Genomic DNA, 17,052 nt, shown 5'->3' with positions numbered 1-17,052 from the left:
CGTTTTGGAAGGATGAGAAAGAGCATGAAGGTTCTGACAGCAAGGCAGGCGTGGGACATGCTTGAAAAAAAGCATGGAACTGCCTCTGAAAATGACGCGCAGCCTGTTCTGGTGGATGTGCGCACCCCGCCGGAATGGATGCATGTGGGACTGCCCGACGCGGATGCGATGACTGCGCCGCTTCTGTGTGTGACCTGGCAGCCGGACCTTCAGCGCGAGTTCCTTGAAGTTCTGCTTGAAGCAGTTCCTGACCAGCAGACGCCGCTGCTGTTCCTGTGCCGGTCGGGCGTCCGGTCCCATCATGCCGCACTGCTGGCGGAAAACGCCGGTTATGCAGATGTCAGCAATATCGTGGACGGATTCGAAGACCAGCACGGCCCCGGCAAGGGCTGGCGTTCCAGCGGCCTGCCGTCGGCTTACATGCCGCTGTCGGGTTCCTGATCCGCGTCGTAATGCACTTCCAGCACGGCGCACCAGGGATAGCGGCTGTCGTAGCTGTGCCCTGAACTGTCGGCGATCATGCCGTTGGCATCCGTGGGAACATGGGTGAGGGCCACGGCATCATCCACGTTGCCGCCGACAATGCTCAGCTCGTGTCCGAAAGGCTGGGCATTCTGGTTGGTGGCGGAGACAATGCCGCAATGCGCCGGAAAGCCGTAGCTGGTCGGCAGCATGGAGAAAGTGACGGTCTTGCTCTTGCCGCGCCCGACACAGATCAGATCGCCGAGCTTGGGGGCGTAGGTTCCAGGATCATGGGCTGTGACGCCGCTGGACTGTCCGCTGGCAGCAGCGTTGATATAGGTCGAATGATTGGGGGAATACGGGAAACGTCCATTGGCGCCCGCAATACGCATCACATACGAGATGAATGCGGCAGACCAGGCATAGTGGCCGTCATGCGCGATCTCGAAGCGGGTGCCCTGAGAGTCCGTTTTGCCCGTCCAGCCGACTTCCGTCTCATACGGGTCCTGTCCGATCCACCAGTATTCGCCGATCCGCTGCCAAAGGCCGGGGAGCCGTTCGGGCTTCAGCGCCGCATCGGTGGGTTCGGGACGGTCTTCGGGGTTATCGTCCGAGACGGGGGAGCCGAACATCCGCCATTCGCGCAGGGCGATGGCCGCGACATCCTGCCGGTTGAACGGCTCGAAATTGCGGGTGGCGAAGTCCGGAACATGGACGTCGTAACCTACCGGACCAGTAGTTCCGTTCGCATACTGGGCGTTCGGCGTGCGGGCCGGATACGGGCTGACACTCTGCTGGCTGGAACATGCAGCCAGTGCGAGCAGGGCGGCCGTAGCGGCTGCTCGCCTGAAAAGATGCGAATCTGGCACTATTATCCTCATGTACCCGTCATGACCTCAACTTGAACGGCATGTGACACAGAGCGTCAAGGATGGGGGCTGACTGAGGGAGGGGCCACGGCCTGCCATGCCTTTATTTTTATGCAGGTTTTCTGAATGGCAGGCAGTCCTACGGGAGGAAACCAGAAGCCCAGCAGAGCCGTGGATATTCCAACACAGAATATTGTCTGCATCCGTGACATGGGTCTTGTTCTGAACAGGAATGTGAGTGTGACGATACAGACAATCGGCAGGAGGCCGAGATAGATCAACAGACAGCGGGTGAAGAGGGGCTCGCTTGCCGGGTTGTCCATGGCCATACCGAACCCGATGCAGAGTGCGGGCAGAAAGACGCTCGCGGCCAGCCCCAGAACAGCGTTTCCCGCAAGGAACGCCCGAATGATCCGAAACCACAGCGGAGCGTAGCCCTTGCAGGGTGACGCAGAGGTCACGGAGTATCGGGAAACAGTGACCGCAGCCCGGCTTCACTGGCGTCGCAACGGCCGCGCTCTGTGATGAGGCCCGTCACGAGGCGGGCTGGCGTGACGTCGAAGGCCGGATTTGCGGCCGGGCTGCCGAGAGGCGCGATGCGGACGCGGCTGGCGTCTCCCTGGCTGTCGAGGCCCGTCATGAACAGCACCTCGTCGGCGCTGCGCTCTTCAATCGGGATTTCCTTCACGCCATCACGCACGCGCCAGTCGATCGTCGAGGACGGCAGTGCCACCCAGAACGGGACGTTGTTGTCATGCGCGGCAAGGGCCTTGAGATAGGTGCCGATCTTGTTGGCCACGTCGCCCTGCGCTGTAACGCGGTCCGTGCCCACGATGACCATATCCACGCGTCCGGCCTGCATGTAATGGCCACCCGCGTTGTCTGCGATGACAGTGTGCGGCACGCCGTGACTGCCGAGTTCCCATGCCGTCAGGAGGCTGCCTTGATTGCGGGGGCGCGTCTCATCCACCCAGACATGAACCGGAATGCCTTCGTCATGCGCCATATAGATCGGGGCGAGGGCCGTACCCCAGTCGACGGTGGCGATCCATCCAGCATTGCAGTGCGTCAGAAGATTGACTTGCCCCTGACGGCCCTTGCGCTCCCAGATCTCGCGGATCAGTTCCAGACCGTGACGGCCGATGGATTCATTGACCTGTACGTCTTCGTCGCAGATGGCGTCGGCTTCGGCATAGCCTGCCGTGACACGTTCGGCCTCAGGAATGGCCTTGAGGTGTTTGACCATACGCTCGATGGCCCAGCGCAGGTTGATGGCGGTCGGGCGCGTGGCGACGAGGAAGGCTGCGGCCTTGTCCAGAGCATCGTCAGACGCGTCGTCCTGAAGGGCGAACACCAGCCCATAGGCGGCGACGGCCCCGATCAGCGGGGCCCCGCGCACCTGCATGGACGTAATGGCCTCGGCCACGCCGCCGACGTCCCGGAGTTCCAGAAGCTCTACAGCCCAAGGGAAGCGGGTCTGGTCGAAAATCCGGATGCTGTTGGCATCGTCGGACGGGCGCCAGAGGCTGCGATAGGAAATGCCGTTGATTTTCAAGGGAACGCTCCTCGGAAGGCCGGAAAGACGGAGCCGCAACGGGAGCGCGAACGACCCCATGCTGACTGAACTGCTGGGTTCTGCATGTGCGTGATCTGCGGGCCTGACTCAAGCCCCTGTGCATGAAACTTTCATGCACAGGGGTCGAGACGTTTGCGAGCGCAGGATTTTCAACGCTGGACGGCGTCAAGGATAACCTTGGCCCCGGTGGTCCACGGAACGGGTTTGAACTCGCTCCGCACCTTTTGGGTCCACGCGGCCAGATCTTCTGGATCGTCGATGACCTGACGGATCAGGGCATAGGCTTCACGGAGGTTGCGCGGGTTAAAGTAGCGCCCGAGGGGGCCGCCTGCTTCGGGGATGGAGGTCGTGTTGGAGGCGATACAGGGACGTCCCATGGCCAGACCTTCCGTCACCGGAAGGCCCCAGCCCTCGAAGAAGGACGGGAAGACCGAGAAGCTGCAATCGGAATAAAGACGTCGCAGTTCGGCATCGGACGGATTCTGGATGAAGCGGATTTTGCCATCCAGCCATTTCGTATTCTCAAGCTGCTGCATGAGATCGGAAACGAGCCAGCCCGGACGCCCCGCGAACACCAGTGTCGGAACCTGATCGACCGGCATGTCTTCCAGCATTTGCCGCCAGATCCGGAAGAGGAGCATGTGGTTCTTGCGTGCCTCGATCGTGGAGACGAACAGGACGTAGGGCTCGCTTACCAGACGTTCGGTTGGCATGACGGTTTCCGCCAGTCCGAACTCCGTTCCCATCGGAACATGCTGGACCGTGATTCCCGTTCCGATGCCTTCTTCCGCAAGATAGGACTGGACGTCCTGTGCTGTGGCACGGCTGTTGGCGAAGATGATGTCCGCCAGCGGTAACACGGCATGATGCCAGGCCCGGAACGTCGTAATCACGCCGATATGGCACCATTCGGGGCAGCGGATGGGAGCCAGATCATGCATCAGGAATCCGAAAGAGACCCGCAGTTCATCACGCAGCCACCGGACCGTGTGGACATAATTCTCATGATGCCACGGAGAACCCAGCGTCAGGAAGACGTCCCCAGCCTCGACAGCTTCCGCCAAGGGCGTTCCTTCGGCGTGCTGCGCGGCGTCGGTGCTCGACTGCTGACGTCGGCGGCGCAGAGCCGCCTTGCCTTCGTTGACTGCCAGTCGTCCCAGCCCGACCCACAGGCTCGCCAGTCCGCCCAGAACCTGTCCTTCCGTTTGCAGGATGCCGGTCAATGCCTGACGGTGTGTTTCGTTCTCAGCGAACTGCATGGCGGAAAACAGCGGCGCCGAGGCTTTTGCGGCTTTGGCGCCGCTGTCCTTCATGACCTGCCGCAGCAGCGTGTCGACTACCGACCAGTCAATGGTGCGGAAATCGCGCGGATCGTGTTTGTTCGCCCCGCGGCGTACGAACTGGACGTTGTGGCCGTGTAGGGTCCGCAGGCCCGCGCAGAGCTCGAACACCACACGTTGGATGCCGCTCGGACGGCCATGATGGACGAGGTGGAACAGCAGGTCGTCGACGTCGATCCAAAGGGTCATGACGCTCTCCCGTCCACATACGCGGCGTGACAGGCGTCCAGAATGGCGTCAGCAGTATGTTCCCACGGGGTGGGTTTAAACTGCGTCCGGACCTGTTCCTGCCATTTCGTCAGGCCTTCGCGGTCTTCGATTGTTTCACGGACGACGCGGTAAGCATCGTCGGTGTTTTCCGGATCGAAATAGCGCGACAGCGGGCCGCCGGCTTCGGGGATAGAGGTCGCGTTCGAGGCCACGCAGGGACGGCCATGGATCAGGCTTTCCGTCACCGGCAGGCCCCAGCCTTCAAACAGGGATGGGAAAAGCGTAAACATGCAGCCGTCATACAGGTGTGCCAGTTCGTCATCCGACGGGTCGCGCAGAAGACGGATCTTGCCACGCAGCCAATCGGTATTTTCAAGCTGCTGCATGAGGTCGGAGACGAGCCAGCCGACCCGTCCTGCGAAAACAAGCGTCGGCACCTGTTCAGGAGGCAGATCAGCGACCAGACGACGCCAGACGCGGAACGCCAGAATATGGTTCTTGCGCGCTTCGATGGTGGAGACGAACAGAACATAGCTTTCTGGCGCAGGCAGTCCTTTGGGACGTTCGCCGGTCACTTTGCGGGGTGGGCCGAAGCCGCTGCCAATCGGCACGGTCTGCACGGGGGCCAGCAGCTTCAGGCGATGTTTCCGGGTATAGTCATCAATGGTTTTCGCCGTAGCGTGGCTGATGGCTAGAAGGCGTCCGCACTGCGGGAGGGTCGTATCCAGCCAGTGCCGGAAATCCCGGATCAGGGACAGCGCACACCATTCCGGCCGGATGGCGGGAATGAGATCGGACAGTAGGAGGACAGGCTGGATGCCATACGCTTTGCGCATTCTGGCCAAACGGTCGCCGAAGCCGGGCTCCGACCATGCCGCGCCGAGGATCAGGAAGATATCGCCGGGCTTTGGCTGATTGGCTGTGTCGGCCGTAGTTGACGACTGCATCACAGCCGGTGTTCGGGCGTTTCCCGTTTCCGAACGGCGCGTCATCTGTTTTTGCACGAAACGGCGTAAAAGGCGCAGGGCACGCAACTGGTTTACGGCCATCGTCAGCAGAGGGCGCGCCAGTTCCGGCGGCAGGCTCTCGATGCGTCTGATGGCGGTGTGGCGCAGATTTCTTACGAAAGCACGGGGCGTTTTGCGCGACTGGGGCGCCGGGCGACTGTCATGTGCGACTTTTTCATCGGCACGCACGACGAAAAGATTTTCCAGATCGTCAAAAGACACCGTGGAAACAAGCTGTGTTTCGTTCTGTCCGCGTCGGATCAGGGCAATATTGCCCATACCGGGTTTGGTTGCGGCCTGTTTGCGGATGACATGCAGGATTTCATAGACAAGTCGCTGAATTCCACTGGGGCGCGAATTGTTTTCGAAATACTGGAAAATGTCTTCGACGTCGATCCAGATGGTATAATCTGCTTGCATATGTCCGGACTAGCTTTGTGGCGGCCGACAGGGATGCCGGTCTGTCAAACGATATTAGTGTTAAAGTTTAGGTAAGCCCCGCCGGATGGGCAAGGGGAGCGGGGAAAAGGCAGAGCCTTCGCCTCGCAGGATTGATTGAGTCAGGGGAGTTCTGTTGTGAACAGCGTTACGGTTCGTCAATGCGTCATTCTGCTGGAAGATCCTGTATCACACGCCTTGCCTCTGTCGCTTTTGCCCCGTGGAGATAGGCCGTTTCTCGCTTGGCTTATGCGGGAAATGCAGCGTTTTGGTGTCAACGAGTTCATAATTCTGACTGCACAAGGCTCGCAGGACGTTTTGACTGCTATTGAAAGTCTTGCTTCTTTCCTCCCCAGACCCGCCAAAATCGTCATAAGCGTTGCACCGCCCGGGCTGGGCAGCGGGGGGGCGCTTCGTCATGCCCGACCGCATCTGCGGGAAAAATTCCTCATATGTCCCGCAAACACATTGTTTTCCTGCAATCTGGCGCGTTTGCTGACACACGCACGGAATGGACACTGGATGCTGTTGCGCCCGGTCACTTTGCCGGAGCAGCAGACAGAAGTCTTTTTGCGTGCAAACGGGCTTGTGTCGTTTCACCAGAACCGTGACGACTTGGAAAAGTCAGTTTTAGTGAGGACCGGCCTCTGTCTTTTTGATGTCTCGATCTGTGAAATGCTGTCGGAGACCTGCTCTTTGGAGCAAGACGTGCTTCCAAAGTTGGCGGAAAATGGAACGCTCCGGGGTCTCTCGCTGACAGGGGATTTTTACGATTGTGCGAATGACAGCAGGTTGGAAAAGACGCTGCAGGAGATGTCGCTGAATTTGCGCCGTCCGGCCGTTTTTCTGGATCGTGACGGCGTCATTAACCGGGACTTTGGATGGGTCGGAACGCGCGAACGGTTCGAATGGGAGCCGGGTGTCCATGAGGCCATCGCCCGAATGACCGAAAGTGGCCATCACGTTTTTATCGTGACCAACCAGTCCGGGATTGCACGGGGGTTCTATTCCGAAGCCGACCTTATGGCTCTTATGGACTGGGTTATCGACAGCATCCGCGAGCATGGCGGGACTGTGGATGACTGGCGGTACTGCCCCATGCACCCAGAGGCCGAAGTCGAATGTTATCGCGGGCATAGCGTGGACCGTAAACCGGCGCCCGGTATGATCCTTGATCTGTTGCAACGATGGGAACTGGATCCTGCGCGTTGCGTCCTGTTTGGAGACCAGCCGACCGACATGCAGGCTGCATGTGCGGCAGGCCTTCGAGGGATCATGGTGGGGCCTGACAAACTGTCCGATCTGTTTCCAGAAATGGGCAGGTCATTGTGTGAGAATGAGTTTCCGGAAAGTCCTCGACAGTCTGTTAGGTGACAGTTACAATTCGTATCAAATAGTCTGAATGGAAAGATGATGGCATCTTACAGGAACACGCAGGCCTCCCCGTCTCGTATTTCCTCGAAGGCGCAGCAGTCCGGATGCCGTGACCCTGAGGAGAGGGTTTGCCTGAGCGCGGTGGAAAAATATCGGCTGTTGCGTGAGACCCGTCGTGTTGTCAGGAGAGAGCGTCTGGCTGACGAACGTAAATCCGAGACGTGTCAGGATAGGTGATCTCTGGAGATTCTGGCATTTTTCTGAGGTATGACGGTCGTATCAGTCATCCCCGGACAGGCTGACAGATCTGCGAGAGGAGCAGGTCGGCCCATTAGGAAGCCCTGTGCCGTCGTGCAGGATGTATGACGCAGCATGTCGAGTTGTGCGGCGGTTTCTACACCCTCGGCGATAACTTCCATCGACATGGCATGTCCCAGCGTCATGATGGCGCTGACGATGCTCTGGGCCTGTGGATCGTTCAACATGTCTCGGATGAAGGAACGATCGATCTTGATCCGGTCAAAGGGAAAGCTGCGTAGATAATTGAGACTTGAAAATCCGATACCAAAATCGTCCATGACAATCTTGACGCCCAGAGCGCGGATTTTGCCCATGGTTTCCAGATTGCGCTGTACAGCGTCCAGAAATATGCTTTCCGTCAGTTCGAGTTCGAGCCTTCCCGCAGCGAGACCCGTCTGAAAAAGCGTCTGGATGACGGCTGCATACATGTCGTCATGCGCGAACTGGACTGCGGAAATATTGACGGCGATCCTGATATGCTCCGGCAGTCTGCTTGCCTGTGCACAGGCTTCGAGCAGTACCCAGCGGCCAATTGGGACAATGAGGTTGCAGTCTTCCGCAACCGGGATGAATTCGTTCGGGGCAATCACACCCCTGACCGGGTGTTGCCAGCGAAGCAGGGCTTCGACGCATTCGACTCTGTTTGTTTTAAGGCAGATCAAAGGCTGGAATTCGAGAAAAAACTCGTTTGATTCGAGAGCCCGTTGCAGGTCATGTTCCATTTCGCAGCGATGCTGGACATCTGCCTGCATGACAGGATTGAAGCTGATCCAGTCTGGCGACTGAAGACGACGGGCTTCGCTCAGGGCAAGTTCAGCATAATGGCAGGCCGTCTCGAAGCGGTATGTATCAAATGGAATCAGGCAGCAGCCGATACTGGCTGTGATGTGGATTCTGTGTCCATCTACGGGCAGCGTGGTGTGAAAGATATCCCGTGTAATCTGTGCCCAGTGTGTGGCCTCAGTGGGCTGTTCGTATGGGAAAGGGCAGAAAATCCCGAACTCGTCGCTACCGAAGCGTGCAACGATGCAGTCATCGCTCAGGAATGTCTGAAGGCGTTGTCCGATTGCTTCGAGAAGGTCGTTGGCGATTCTTGCGCCGTAACGCTCGTTGATGGTGCGGAAACGGTTGATGTTGACGTGCAGGAGAATACCTGCGGCTTGCGGCACTGCGTGCTTGAGGAAGAAGTCTTCGAGATGTCTCTCGAACTCTGTCCTGCTGCACAGGCCCGGGGCAGAGTCCGGAGGCAGAATGTCTGTGGCGGGAGAAAGAGACCTGAGGAATGTGACGGCCAGCGCCAGACAGTCTTTGTCGTTTCGGCGAAGGGGAGTCAGTCTGAACTGGACGGGAATAGTTTCTTTCTGCAGCGTCATGAGAAGGCCGGAGTGGTACTGATTGTCCGGCAGGGCTTTTAGAGCGGCGGGAAGGATCTCTTCGAGCGGGGGGAAATTCTGGAGGTCGGTCCCGAGGCAGGAGAGGAGAGATCTGTTGGCCTCAATGATCCGGCCCTGATACAGAATGGCCAATCCCTCGCTGGAGGCGTCGGCGAGATGGTGAATCGGAAAGAGTGTTTTGATATTTTCCCGGGACGCAGTCTTCGGAAGGCGTGTGTCCGCGCAGGGGCGTTCTCCTTCCTGACCTGTTCTCTGGGAAATACGCACAATCATTTCCATCCTTTAATCTCGATGTAAGATGCCTTGGCTTCTGTTAAGAAACTGGAAATGTCGGACAGTCAGGAATCGCTCAAACTGCAACAAAATGTTGCTGAGACCGAATTTGACACGATTCAGGCCCCAGTCCTGACCATTCTTCCGCCGCGCGAGCGTTACGAAGCAGGTCATGCGGGGGCGATTTCCCTGCTGGTCAGCCGTCTTGCCGGCGCTGGAGATGTCGTCGCGGGAAGGGGGGCGGTGGGTGTGCCTTTACCCGGCGGTCGTTATCAACCGTTAATCGTGCCAAGGGTTCCTCTTTCGCATGGGTGGCGTTTGCGTTTTGCCTGTGTGGCGATAATGCGGTCTTGTCGGCCAGCGCTCACGGAAATTCACAACCGGCCGGATCTGGCACGGTTTCTGGCGCGGTTTGGGCCGGTGCGTCTGGTTCTGCACAATGATCCCTGCGATATGAGGGGCGCGCGGTCGGTCCGACAGCGTGAGGATCTGGCGCGGCATGTTCTGGTCTGTGGGGTTTCGGACTGGGTCATCCAGCGTTTCCGGGAAGGCTGCGGCCCGATCCGGACTGAAGTGCAGCCCAACTGTCTGGATCTTTCCGCACTGCCAGTCTCACACGACAGACAGAAGACGGTCCTGTTTGCGGGGCGGGTCGTGGCGGACAAGGGCGTAGATGCGTTTGTGCGCGCCTGGGGTCAGATCAGAGCGCGTTATCCGGGATGGCGGGCTGTTATCATGGGAGCAGATCGGTTCGGGCCGGACTCTCCGGAGACGCCTTATCTGAAGCAGCTTCGGCCTCTTGCGGCAGCTGCCGGGATCGTGATGACAGGGTATCGGCCTCATGAGGCTGTTCTGGAGGCGATGGCGGAAGCAGCAATCGTTGTGGTGCCGAGTCGCTGGCAGGAGCCTTTCGGCATGACCGCGCTGGAAGCCATGGGATGTGGCGCGGCAGTTGTGGCGTCTCCTGTGGGCGCGTTGTCGGATCTGGTCGGGGACGCGGCGCTGCTGGCGGCAGCGGACGCCCCCGGAGCTCTAGAGCAGGCCCTGAGCCGTCTGATGGACGATAACGGTCTGAGGGTCAGGATGGGTGTAAAAGGGCGGGAACGGGCGACCCTGTTTGATGTTGGGGCGGCCCGCAGTCGCGTGGAAGAACTGCGGCATGCGGCGATTGCGTTTGCCCGGCGGAAGCCGCAGTCCTGAGAGAATTAGTCCCGCTGGGGCGGGGCCATGAAGGTCGGGTCGATGGCGTTCGGCACATGGCGCGCCAGAATGTCGTCCACGGCTTTCTTTTCTTCGTCCGTCAGGGTCCAGCCGAAGACGTCCTTCACACCTGCGACCTGTTCGGGCTTGCGGGCACCCCACAGGGCGATGACCGGCCCCTGATCGAGAACCCAGCGGACAGCAAAGGCCATGGTCGATTTGCCGCGTTTTTCGGCGAGTTTTTTGAAGTCTTCGACGGCTGCGAGATAGTTCTCGAAGTTCGGCTTCTGAAATTTCGGATCGTTCGAGCGCAGATCATCCTTGGGGAAGGTCGTGTCGCGGCTCATCTTACCGGTCAGCAGGCCGCGGCACAGGGCGCCGTAAGCCAGAATGACGGCATTGTGCTTTTCGGCATACGGCAGGATGTCCTTTTCGATCGTCCGTTCGAAAAGGTTCAGCGGCGGCTGGATCGTAGCAATCGGGGCGACTTCGCGGAAAATATCCATCTGTTCGGGTGAGAAATTGCTAACGCCGAGGGCGCGGATCTTGCCTTCCTGATGAAGTTTCTGGAGTTCGCGGGCGCTTTCGTCGATCGGGGTTTTGTCGTCGGGCCAGTGGATCTGTTCGAGATCGATCGTTTCCACGCGCAGGCGACGCAGTGAGTCTTCAACTTCCTTGCGGATGCGCGCCGGACGGGAGTCCCGGAAGACCTTCATGTTCTTTTCGTCTTCGCCAGCCCAGTGCAGACCGAGTTTGGTGGCGATATGGGCCTTGTTCGGCTTTTCGGCGAGGGCGCGACCAACGACTTCTTCCGAATGGCCGAAGCCATAGACCGGGGCGGTGTCGATCAGGTTGATCCCTTCGTCGAGGGCCGCATGAATGGTGCGGACGCCATTGTCATCGTCGGGGCCGCCCCACATCCAGCCGCCGATGGCCCATGTGCCAAGAGCGACGCGGGAGAGGGGCGTGTCGATGCCGGGGATGAGGATGGTGTCGGATGCCATGATTGTCTCCACTCGAAATAGACAGTAACGAAAAAGCGCTTCGGACTGTAAGTGGTTGCATGCGAAGCCGAAACCTTCCATCCACTTAAGATGCGCTTCTCTCCTTCCACTGTGACCCGGATCGGCCGATGGGCCGTCCTGCTCCTGCCTCTGGCCCTGACGCATGTGCGCGTGGCAGGTGAGGCCGATCTTGATCTTCTGGCTGTTCTGCTGCTGCTCCATTCTTCGCTGATCGGGCGGCGTGAGGGCGGGTGGGACTGGCTCCGGGAGCCTTGGGTCGTCGCCACGTTCTGCTGGTGGGGCTGGCAGGTTCTGTGCACGCTGTGGGTATCGCCGGGACATGGCGCGCTGGGTCAGGCGCTTCTGGCGATCCGATTTCCGCTTGCGGCTGCTGCGTTGGGCTGCTGGCTGCTCCGGGACGTGGTCTGGCGCAGGCGTGTGCTGTGGCTGACCTGTGCGTGCGGTGTTTACATTGCCGTTCAAATGCTGATTCAGGCTGTGTTCGGGCGCAATCTGTTCGGAATCCCGCGCTTTCATGACGGAACGCTGACGGGACCGTATGAGCACCCCCGTGCTGCTGCACCATTGTCCCGACTGATCCTGCCGCTGTTGATGGTGGGCTGTGCGGTGGCGGAAAAGGCGCGAAGTCGTCTGATGCGAACGCTTGGGCTGTGTGTTGCCACAATTCTTGCTGTCGGGATTATGGTTCTGGCGGGGCAGCGGATGCCGCTTGTGCTCTCGCTTATGGGGATCGGGGTGTGCGCGCTGTTATATCGGCCGATGCGTCCGGCCGCGCTGGCGGCGGCGGCGATGCTGCCGGTTCTCGTGCTGGCGGCGCGGGTGTTTTCGCCCGGCAGCTTTTTTCATCTCGTGACACTGGCGCGGCAGCAGCTCACGCATTTCGGCCAGTCGCCTTATGGGGAAATCTATACCCATGCGGTCGTGATGGCGCAGGCGCATCCCTGGATCGGGCAAGGCTATGACGCCTATCGGCATTTCTGCTCGGACCCGGCCACCTTTCATGGCCTGCCAGGACTGTCGGAGGCCGTGCCCGAGAGGGGGTGGCTGGACCTGTGTGTGCAGCATCCGCACAACCATTATCTTCAGGCTCTGGTCAATGCCGGGGTGCCGGGGCTGATCCTGTTCGTCTTGATGATTGCGACATGGCTGAAGGCGATCTGGCCGGGACGGGACGGCCATGCGATTGCGATCGGTCTGTTTGCGGCGGTGCTGATTCAGGAATGGCCCATCGCCTCCACGTCGGACTTCCTGAACCTGCCGCTGAGTGGGTGGGGGTTCCTGTTGCTGGGGCTGGCGCTGGCCTATAGGGTCTTGCCGATACGGAACGGGTTTCAAGCGGGCGGGGTCCGGCCTATATCGTAAGGCAGATTACGGAGGCCTTATGTCCAGCACCCCTGATACTACTCGCGAGACTGCTGCGTCTGACCGGAGCGGCACCGTTCCTGTGACGGTCCTGACCGGCTTTCTTGGCGCCGGCAAGACCACGCTTCTCAATCATATCCTGACGGCCGAGCATGGCCGTAAATATGCGGTTGTCGTGAACGAGTTCGGTGAGCTTGGGATCGACAATGACCTCGTGGTGGATGCTGACGAGGAAGTGTTCGAAATGAACAACGGCTGCATCTGCTGCACGGTGCGCGGGGATTTGATCCGCATTCTGGGTAGTCTGCTGCGGCGTCGGAACCGGTTTGACGGCATCATCGTCGAAACGACCGGACTGGCTGATCCGGCCCCGGTCGCGCAGACCTTCTTCGTGGACGAGAACCTCCGCGAGAAGGCGCGTCTGGACGCGGTTGTGACGGTTGTGGATGCATTCAACGTCATGGAAACGCTGGACGAAAGCCCCGAAGCCATCAACCAGATCGCGTTCGCGGATGTGATCGTGCTGAACAAGGTCGATCTGGCGGATGAAGAACGCCGCAAGGACATCGTGGCGCGTCTGAAGAAGATCAATGCCGTGGCGCAGATCCATGAGGCGCAGCATGGCGGCGTGAAGCTGACGGACATTCTGGATCGGGGTGGCTTCGATCTGGCGCGCGCGCTTAAGACGATGCCGGACTTTCTGGAAAACGATCATCATTCCCACGAGGAAGGCATCACCAGCATTTCCCTGAGCATCAAGGAGCCGATCGACCAGCCCCGCTTTCAGGCGTGGATCGGCGCGATCCTTCAGGAGCAGGGCGCGGACATTCTGCGGGCCAAGGGCATCCTTCACTTCAAGGGCGAGCAGAACCGTTTTGCATTTCAGGCGGTGCATATGATGGCGGATGGGGATTTCATCGGCCCGTTTCGTGAAGGGGAAAGTCGGGATTCCCGTCTGGTGTTTATCGGGCGCAATCTAAACCGTCCGCAGCTTCGGCGCGGCTTTGAAAGCTGCATTGCGGTATGATGCAGGATCTTCTGGCGGACCGGGGTGCTGAGCGCCGGTTTGAGAGCCCGATCGTTCATGTGGTCTCCTCCCGCGACGGGCGCAGCTTTGCGGCGCTGACGGTGGATGGGGAGCTGGTTCTCATTCCGCGGGATCGTCTGCGGGATGCAGAAAGCTGGACGGTCGTGGCCGCGCATGATGGCGGGTTGTGTCTGGCTCAGGGCTGCGAGCCGGATTCGTTCCTGACGGGCGGGGAGGATGGGAAGCTCGTCCGGACCTTTGCCGATGGACGGATGGAAACTCTGCATGAAGGCCGTCGCTGGATCGACTGCGTGGCCAGCACGACAGACCATTTGGCGTTTTCATGCGGCAAGCAGATCGAAGTCCGTGCGGCAGAAGGGCACCAGACGCTCAAGGTGCTGGAGCATCCCTCCACCGTGACTGGCATCGTGTTCGATGCGAAGGGCAAGCGCATTGCGGCGTCACATTATAATGGTGTGTCGATGTGGTTCGTGCAGGCCAAGGTCGACAGCGTGCGGCCGTTCGAATGGAAGGGCAGCCATATCGCGATTGCCATCCATCCGGGCGGAGAGGCGCTGGTGACGTCCATGCAGGAAAACGATCTGCATGGCTGGCGCCTCTCGGACGGGCACAATATGCGTATGAGCGGCTATCCCAAGCAGGTGAAGTCCATGGGCTTCACGCGTAACGGGCGCTGGCTTGCGACGGCCGGTGCAGATGCGATCGTCCTGTGGCCGTTTACGGGTGGCGGCCCGATGGGCAAGGCTCCGGCGGAACTGGCCCGGCTGCCCGGTCTGTTCGTCAGTGCGGTCTGCCCCAATCCCAAAGAAGACATCATCGCTGCCGGCTATGAGGACGGGACGGTCGTTCTGGCGGAAATCGGCGGCGGGGACCAGCGCGTGCTGCCGCTGTGCTCGGGACAGGATACGAAGCGCGGCAAGGTGACATCGCTGGGCTTTACGCCGCAGGGTGGCGCGCTGGTCTTCGGGACGGAAGATGGGGTTCTGGCAGCAATCGATCTATCCAGCGGCGGTTGAGCCATGCTTGTGCCCGATGCGTACTGACGCAGCGGGTCAATTGTTGCTGGAGCGGAAACGCGGTATGTCTGTCTGATGCAGGACAGGGTTCCTGTTCAGGAGGCGGATCTGGAGACTCTATCATCGTCCGCCGTGCAACCGGGCAACTCTGCCGGGCTGGGCGCCTACGGAGACCTGGAAGCATTTTCTGATCTCGATCTGGACGATCTTGCCATCGCTGCGGCATCATTATGCCGCACGCCAATCGCACTGGTCAGTATTCTGGATGGAGATCAGCTCTGGTTTTCCGCGCGTGTCGGAACCGATCAGACCTATGGCGCGCTGGAAAATTCCGGATGTGCGGCTGTCATAGCCCGTCGGGCGCCGGTGGTGATCACCGATATGATGGCCGATCCGGAGACGCGCAGGAACAGTCTTGTCTGCGGTGCGCCGGGCCTGCGGTTCTATGCGGGATATCCGTTGTTTACAGCCGAAAACGAGATTTTCGGGACATTATGCGTCGTAGATCTGCAAAAACGTCCGCAGGGGCTTTCACAGCGCGAACATGACGGCCTGGCTGCTCTGGCCCGGCAGACCATGCGGCTGATGGAACTGCGTCGGGAGACGATCGCACAGGAACGGCGACTGGCTGCGCAGCAGCTCCGTCGCAAGCGTGTGGCCCGAGAGGCCCGTCAGGCGGAAGCGGAACGGCGGCAGGCGCGCGAAAAATATGCCCTCCATCAGGCTGCGGGCGCGGCAGGAGGCGTGGGTATTTATGAATACGATCTGGTCAGTGGGGACATCACCGTTTCTCCTGAAGTCTGTCGTATTATCGGCATGCCCGTCACCGAAGTCGTGACCGCACCACAATGGGCCCAGCGGGTGCATGAGGATGACAAGGCGCGGATTCCGCTTCTGTCAGAACTTCTGGACGGTTCTGCTCCCCTGAAACTGGAATACCGGATTGTCCGGGATGATGACCGCAAAGAGCGCTGGGTTCTGCGTCAGGGCGTGCTGGACAGGGACGCGACCGGACGTCCGGTCCGACTGATCGGAACGCTTCAGGACATTACCCCGGAGAAAAACGCCACCAGTCGTCTGACCACGTTGCTCGCGGTTGAGGATGCCCTGCGTGCCGCCACGACCCGCAGGCAGGCGCTGACAGAGGCCTGCGAACTTCTCGGGCGCAGGCTTGAGGTCCAGCGTGTCGGGTTTGCGGCCATTACAATGCGTGATGAGGTTTTCACCATCGATCATGGCTGGTGCAGCCCTGATGTGCCGCCGATTTCCGGGGTTTTTACATTTCAGACGTTTCGCCGCACGTCCAATTTTCTTCGCAGTGGCGCTGTTCTCATTCTGGACGATCTTTCCAATCCGTCCTGGATGGAGGAAGAACAGGAGGCCTGTCGCGCGCTGGGTGTGGAGGCGCAGATCATTGTTCCAAAAATGGATCATGGTGAACTGACGGGCTGTCTGTTTGTTCATAGCGCCACGCCACGAGACTGGACGCTGGATGAGACGTCTTTCATCCGCACAGGCTCTGACCGGATTTTTACGGCGCTGGACGAATGGGAGGCCGAGGCGCGGCAGGAAATCGTCAATCATGAAATCCTGCATCGTCTCAAGAATACGCTCAGCATCGTCCAAAGTCTTGCGCATCAGGGATTCCGGAACGTGGATGATCAGGGGCCGCTTGCAACGTTCACATCCCGTCTGGTGGCGCTCAGTGCGGCGCACGATCTGCTGATGCGCCGGAACTGGCAGTCCACCGATCTGGCCAGTCTGGTTCGCGGAGTGCTGACGCCGCTGGGCGTTGAAGAGCGGGTCGAGGTGTCCGGACCGTTTCTCAAGCTCGGACCCGATACGGCGACCTCCTTTTCGATGGCGCTGCACGAACTGGCAACCAACGCCGTGAAATATGGCGCCCTCAGTGTTCCGGACGGAAAGGTGTCCCTGAGCTGGACGATTACGGGCGCAGAGGCCGTGATGACGCTGAAGTGGCGGGAGACAGGCGGACCGCCCGTTACAGCGCCGAAGCGGACCGGATTTGGCGTCCGTCTTCTCAGGTCCGGACTGGGCCGACACGGAAAAACGGAACTTCATTACGCGTCAACGGGTTTATGTGCGGATCTGACTGCGCCGACCCTGTCGCTCGCAACACTCTGAGACTGACCGGAGA

14 protein-coding genes are annotated in these 17,052 nt (G+C 59.8%); 7 read left to right on the top strand and 7 right to left on the bottom strand.

What is annotated here, in order from left to right:
* The first annotated feature begins 24 nt into the window (after positions 1-24).
* Positions 25-441 carry a rhodanese-like domain-containing protein gene (locus tag JK213_RS02585; RefSeq protein ID WP_194261844.1) on the top strand — a complete coding sequence of 139 codons (417 nt, stop codon included), beginning with the start codon at positions 25-27 and terminating at the stop codon, positions 439-441.
* Here the strand turns inward: JK213_RS02585 and JK213_RS02580 are convergent.
* The 5 genes from JK213_RS02580 to JK213_RS02560 form a co-directional block, all read right to left on the bottom strand.
* On the bottom strand, positions 417-1,343 hold the full coding sequence (locus JK213_RS02580) for a DUF2272 domain-containing protein (RefSeq protein ID WP_228125402.1): 927 nt from the start codon (positions 1,341-1,343) through the stop codon (positions 417-419). The genes JK213_RS02585 and JK213_RS02580 overlap by 25 nt on opposite strands.
* A gap of 44 nt (positions 1,344-1,387) precedes the next feature.
* Complete coding sequence (locus tag JK213_RS02575) at positions 1,388-1,792, bottom strand: hypothetical protein (RefSeq protein ID WP_194261845.1); 405 nt, start codon at positions 1,790-1,792, stop codon at positions 1,388-1,390.
* The gene (gene mtnA / locus JK213_RS02570) at positions 1,789-2,886 is read right to left on the bottom strand and encodes an S-methyl-5-thioribose-1-phosphate isomerase (protein ID WP_194261846.1); all 1,098 of its coding nucleotides are present in this window, start codon (positions 2,884-2,886) and stop codon (positions 1,789-1,791) included. Before mtnA ends, JK213_RS02575 begins: the two co-directional genes overlap by 4 nt.
* A gap of 170 nt (positions 2,887-3,056) precedes the next feature.
* Positions 3,057-4,436 (bottom strand): glycosyltransferase family 1 protein, encoded by a 1,380-nt coding sequence (locus tag JK213_RS02565; RefSeq protein WP_194261847.1) that lies wholly within the window; start codon positions 4,434-4,436, stop codon positions 3,057-3,059.
* Positions 4,433-5,884 (bottom strand): glycosyltransferase family 1 protein, encoded by a 1,452-nt coding sequence (locus JK213_RS02560; RefSeq protein WP_194261848.1) that lies wholly within the window; start codon positions 5,882-5,884, stop codon positions 4,433-4,435. The genes JK213_RS02565 and JK213_RS02560 overlap by 4 nt, the downstream gene beginning before the upstream one ends.
* 831 nt (positions 5,885-6,715) lie before the next feature.
* Between JK213_RS02560 and JK213_RS02555 the strand changes: the two genes are divergently transcribed.
* On the top strand, positions 6,716-7,276 hold the full coding sequence (locus JK213_RS02555) for an HAD-IIIA family hydrolase (protein WP_228125403.1): 561 nt from the start codon (positions 6,716-6,718) through the stop codon (positions 7,274-7,276).
* 224 nt (positions 7,277-7,500) lie between these two features.
* Here the strand turns inward: JK213_RS02555 and JK213_RS02550 are convergent, their stop codons facing one another.
* Positions 7,501-9,243, bottom strand: a complete 1,743-nt coding sequence (locus JK213_RS02550) for a bifunctional diguanylate cyclase/phosphodiesterase (RefSeq protein WP_211571267.1) — start codon at positions 9,241-9,243, stop codon at positions 7,501-7,503.
* A gap of 54 nt (positions 9,244-9,297) precedes the next feature.
* Between JK213_RS02550 and JK213_RS02545 the strand changes: the two genes are divergently transcribed.
* Entirely contained in the window at positions 9,298-10,443 is a 1,146-nt protein-coding gene (locus JK213_RS02545) for a glycosyltransferase family 4 protein (RefSeq protein ID WP_194261851.1), read from the top strand.
* Positions 10,444-10,448: 5 nt separating this feature from the next.
* Here the strand turns inward: JK213_RS02545 and JK213_RS02540 are convergent, their stop codons facing one another.
* Entirely contained in the window at positions 10,449-11,447 is a 999-nt protein-coding gene (locus JK213_RS02540; RefSeq protein ID WP_194261852.1) for an aldo/keto reductase, read from the bottom strand.
* A 90-nt stretch (positions 11,448-11,537) separates the two neighbouring features.
* Here JK213_RS02540 and JK213_RS02535 point away from each other — a divergent pair, with 90 nt between their 5' ends.
* The 4 genes from JK213_RS02535 (at position 11,538) to JK213_RS02520 (ending at position 17,039) form a co-directional block, all read left to right on the top strand.
* Positions 11,538-12,830 carry an O-antigen ligase gene (locus JK213_RS02535; RefSeq protein ID WP_211571266.1) on the top strand — a complete coding sequence of 431 codons (1,293 nt, stop codon included), beginning with the start codon at positions 11,538-11,540 and terminating at the stop codon, positions 12,828-12,830.
* 19 nt (positions 12,831-12,849) lie between these two features.
* The gene (locus JK213_RS02530; protein ID WP_206032982.1) at positions 12,850-13,857 is read left to right on the top strand and encodes a GTP-binding protein; all 1,008 of its coding nucleotides are present in this window, start codon (positions 12,850-12,852) and stop codon (positions 13,855-13,857) included.
* Entirely contained in the window at positions 13,854-14,894 is a 1,041-nt protein-coding gene (locus JK213_RS02525; RefSeq protein ID WP_211571265.1) for a WD40 repeat domain-containing protein, read from the top strand. The genes JK213_RS02530 and JK213_RS02525 overlap by 4 nt, the downstream gene beginning before the upstream one ends.
* Positions 14,895-14,969: 75 nt before the next feature.
* On the top strand, positions 14,970-17,039 hold the full coding sequence (locus tag JK213_RS02520; RefSeq protein ID WP_194261855.1) for an HWE histidine kinase domain-containing protein: 2,070 nt from the start codon (positions 14,970-14,972) through the stop codon (positions 17,037-17,039).
* The last annotated feature ends 13 nt before the right edge of the window (positions 17,040-17,052 follow it).

The sequence above is a fragment of the Gluconobacter sp. Dm-44 genome (assembly GCF_018256175.1).
Lineage (GTDB): Bacteria > Pseudomonadota > Alphaproteobacteria > Acetobacterales > Acetobacteraceae > Gluconobacter > Gluconobacter cadivus.
Note: the sequence above shows the minus strand (reverse complement) of the source record. Positions and strands in the feature narration are given on the sequence as shown.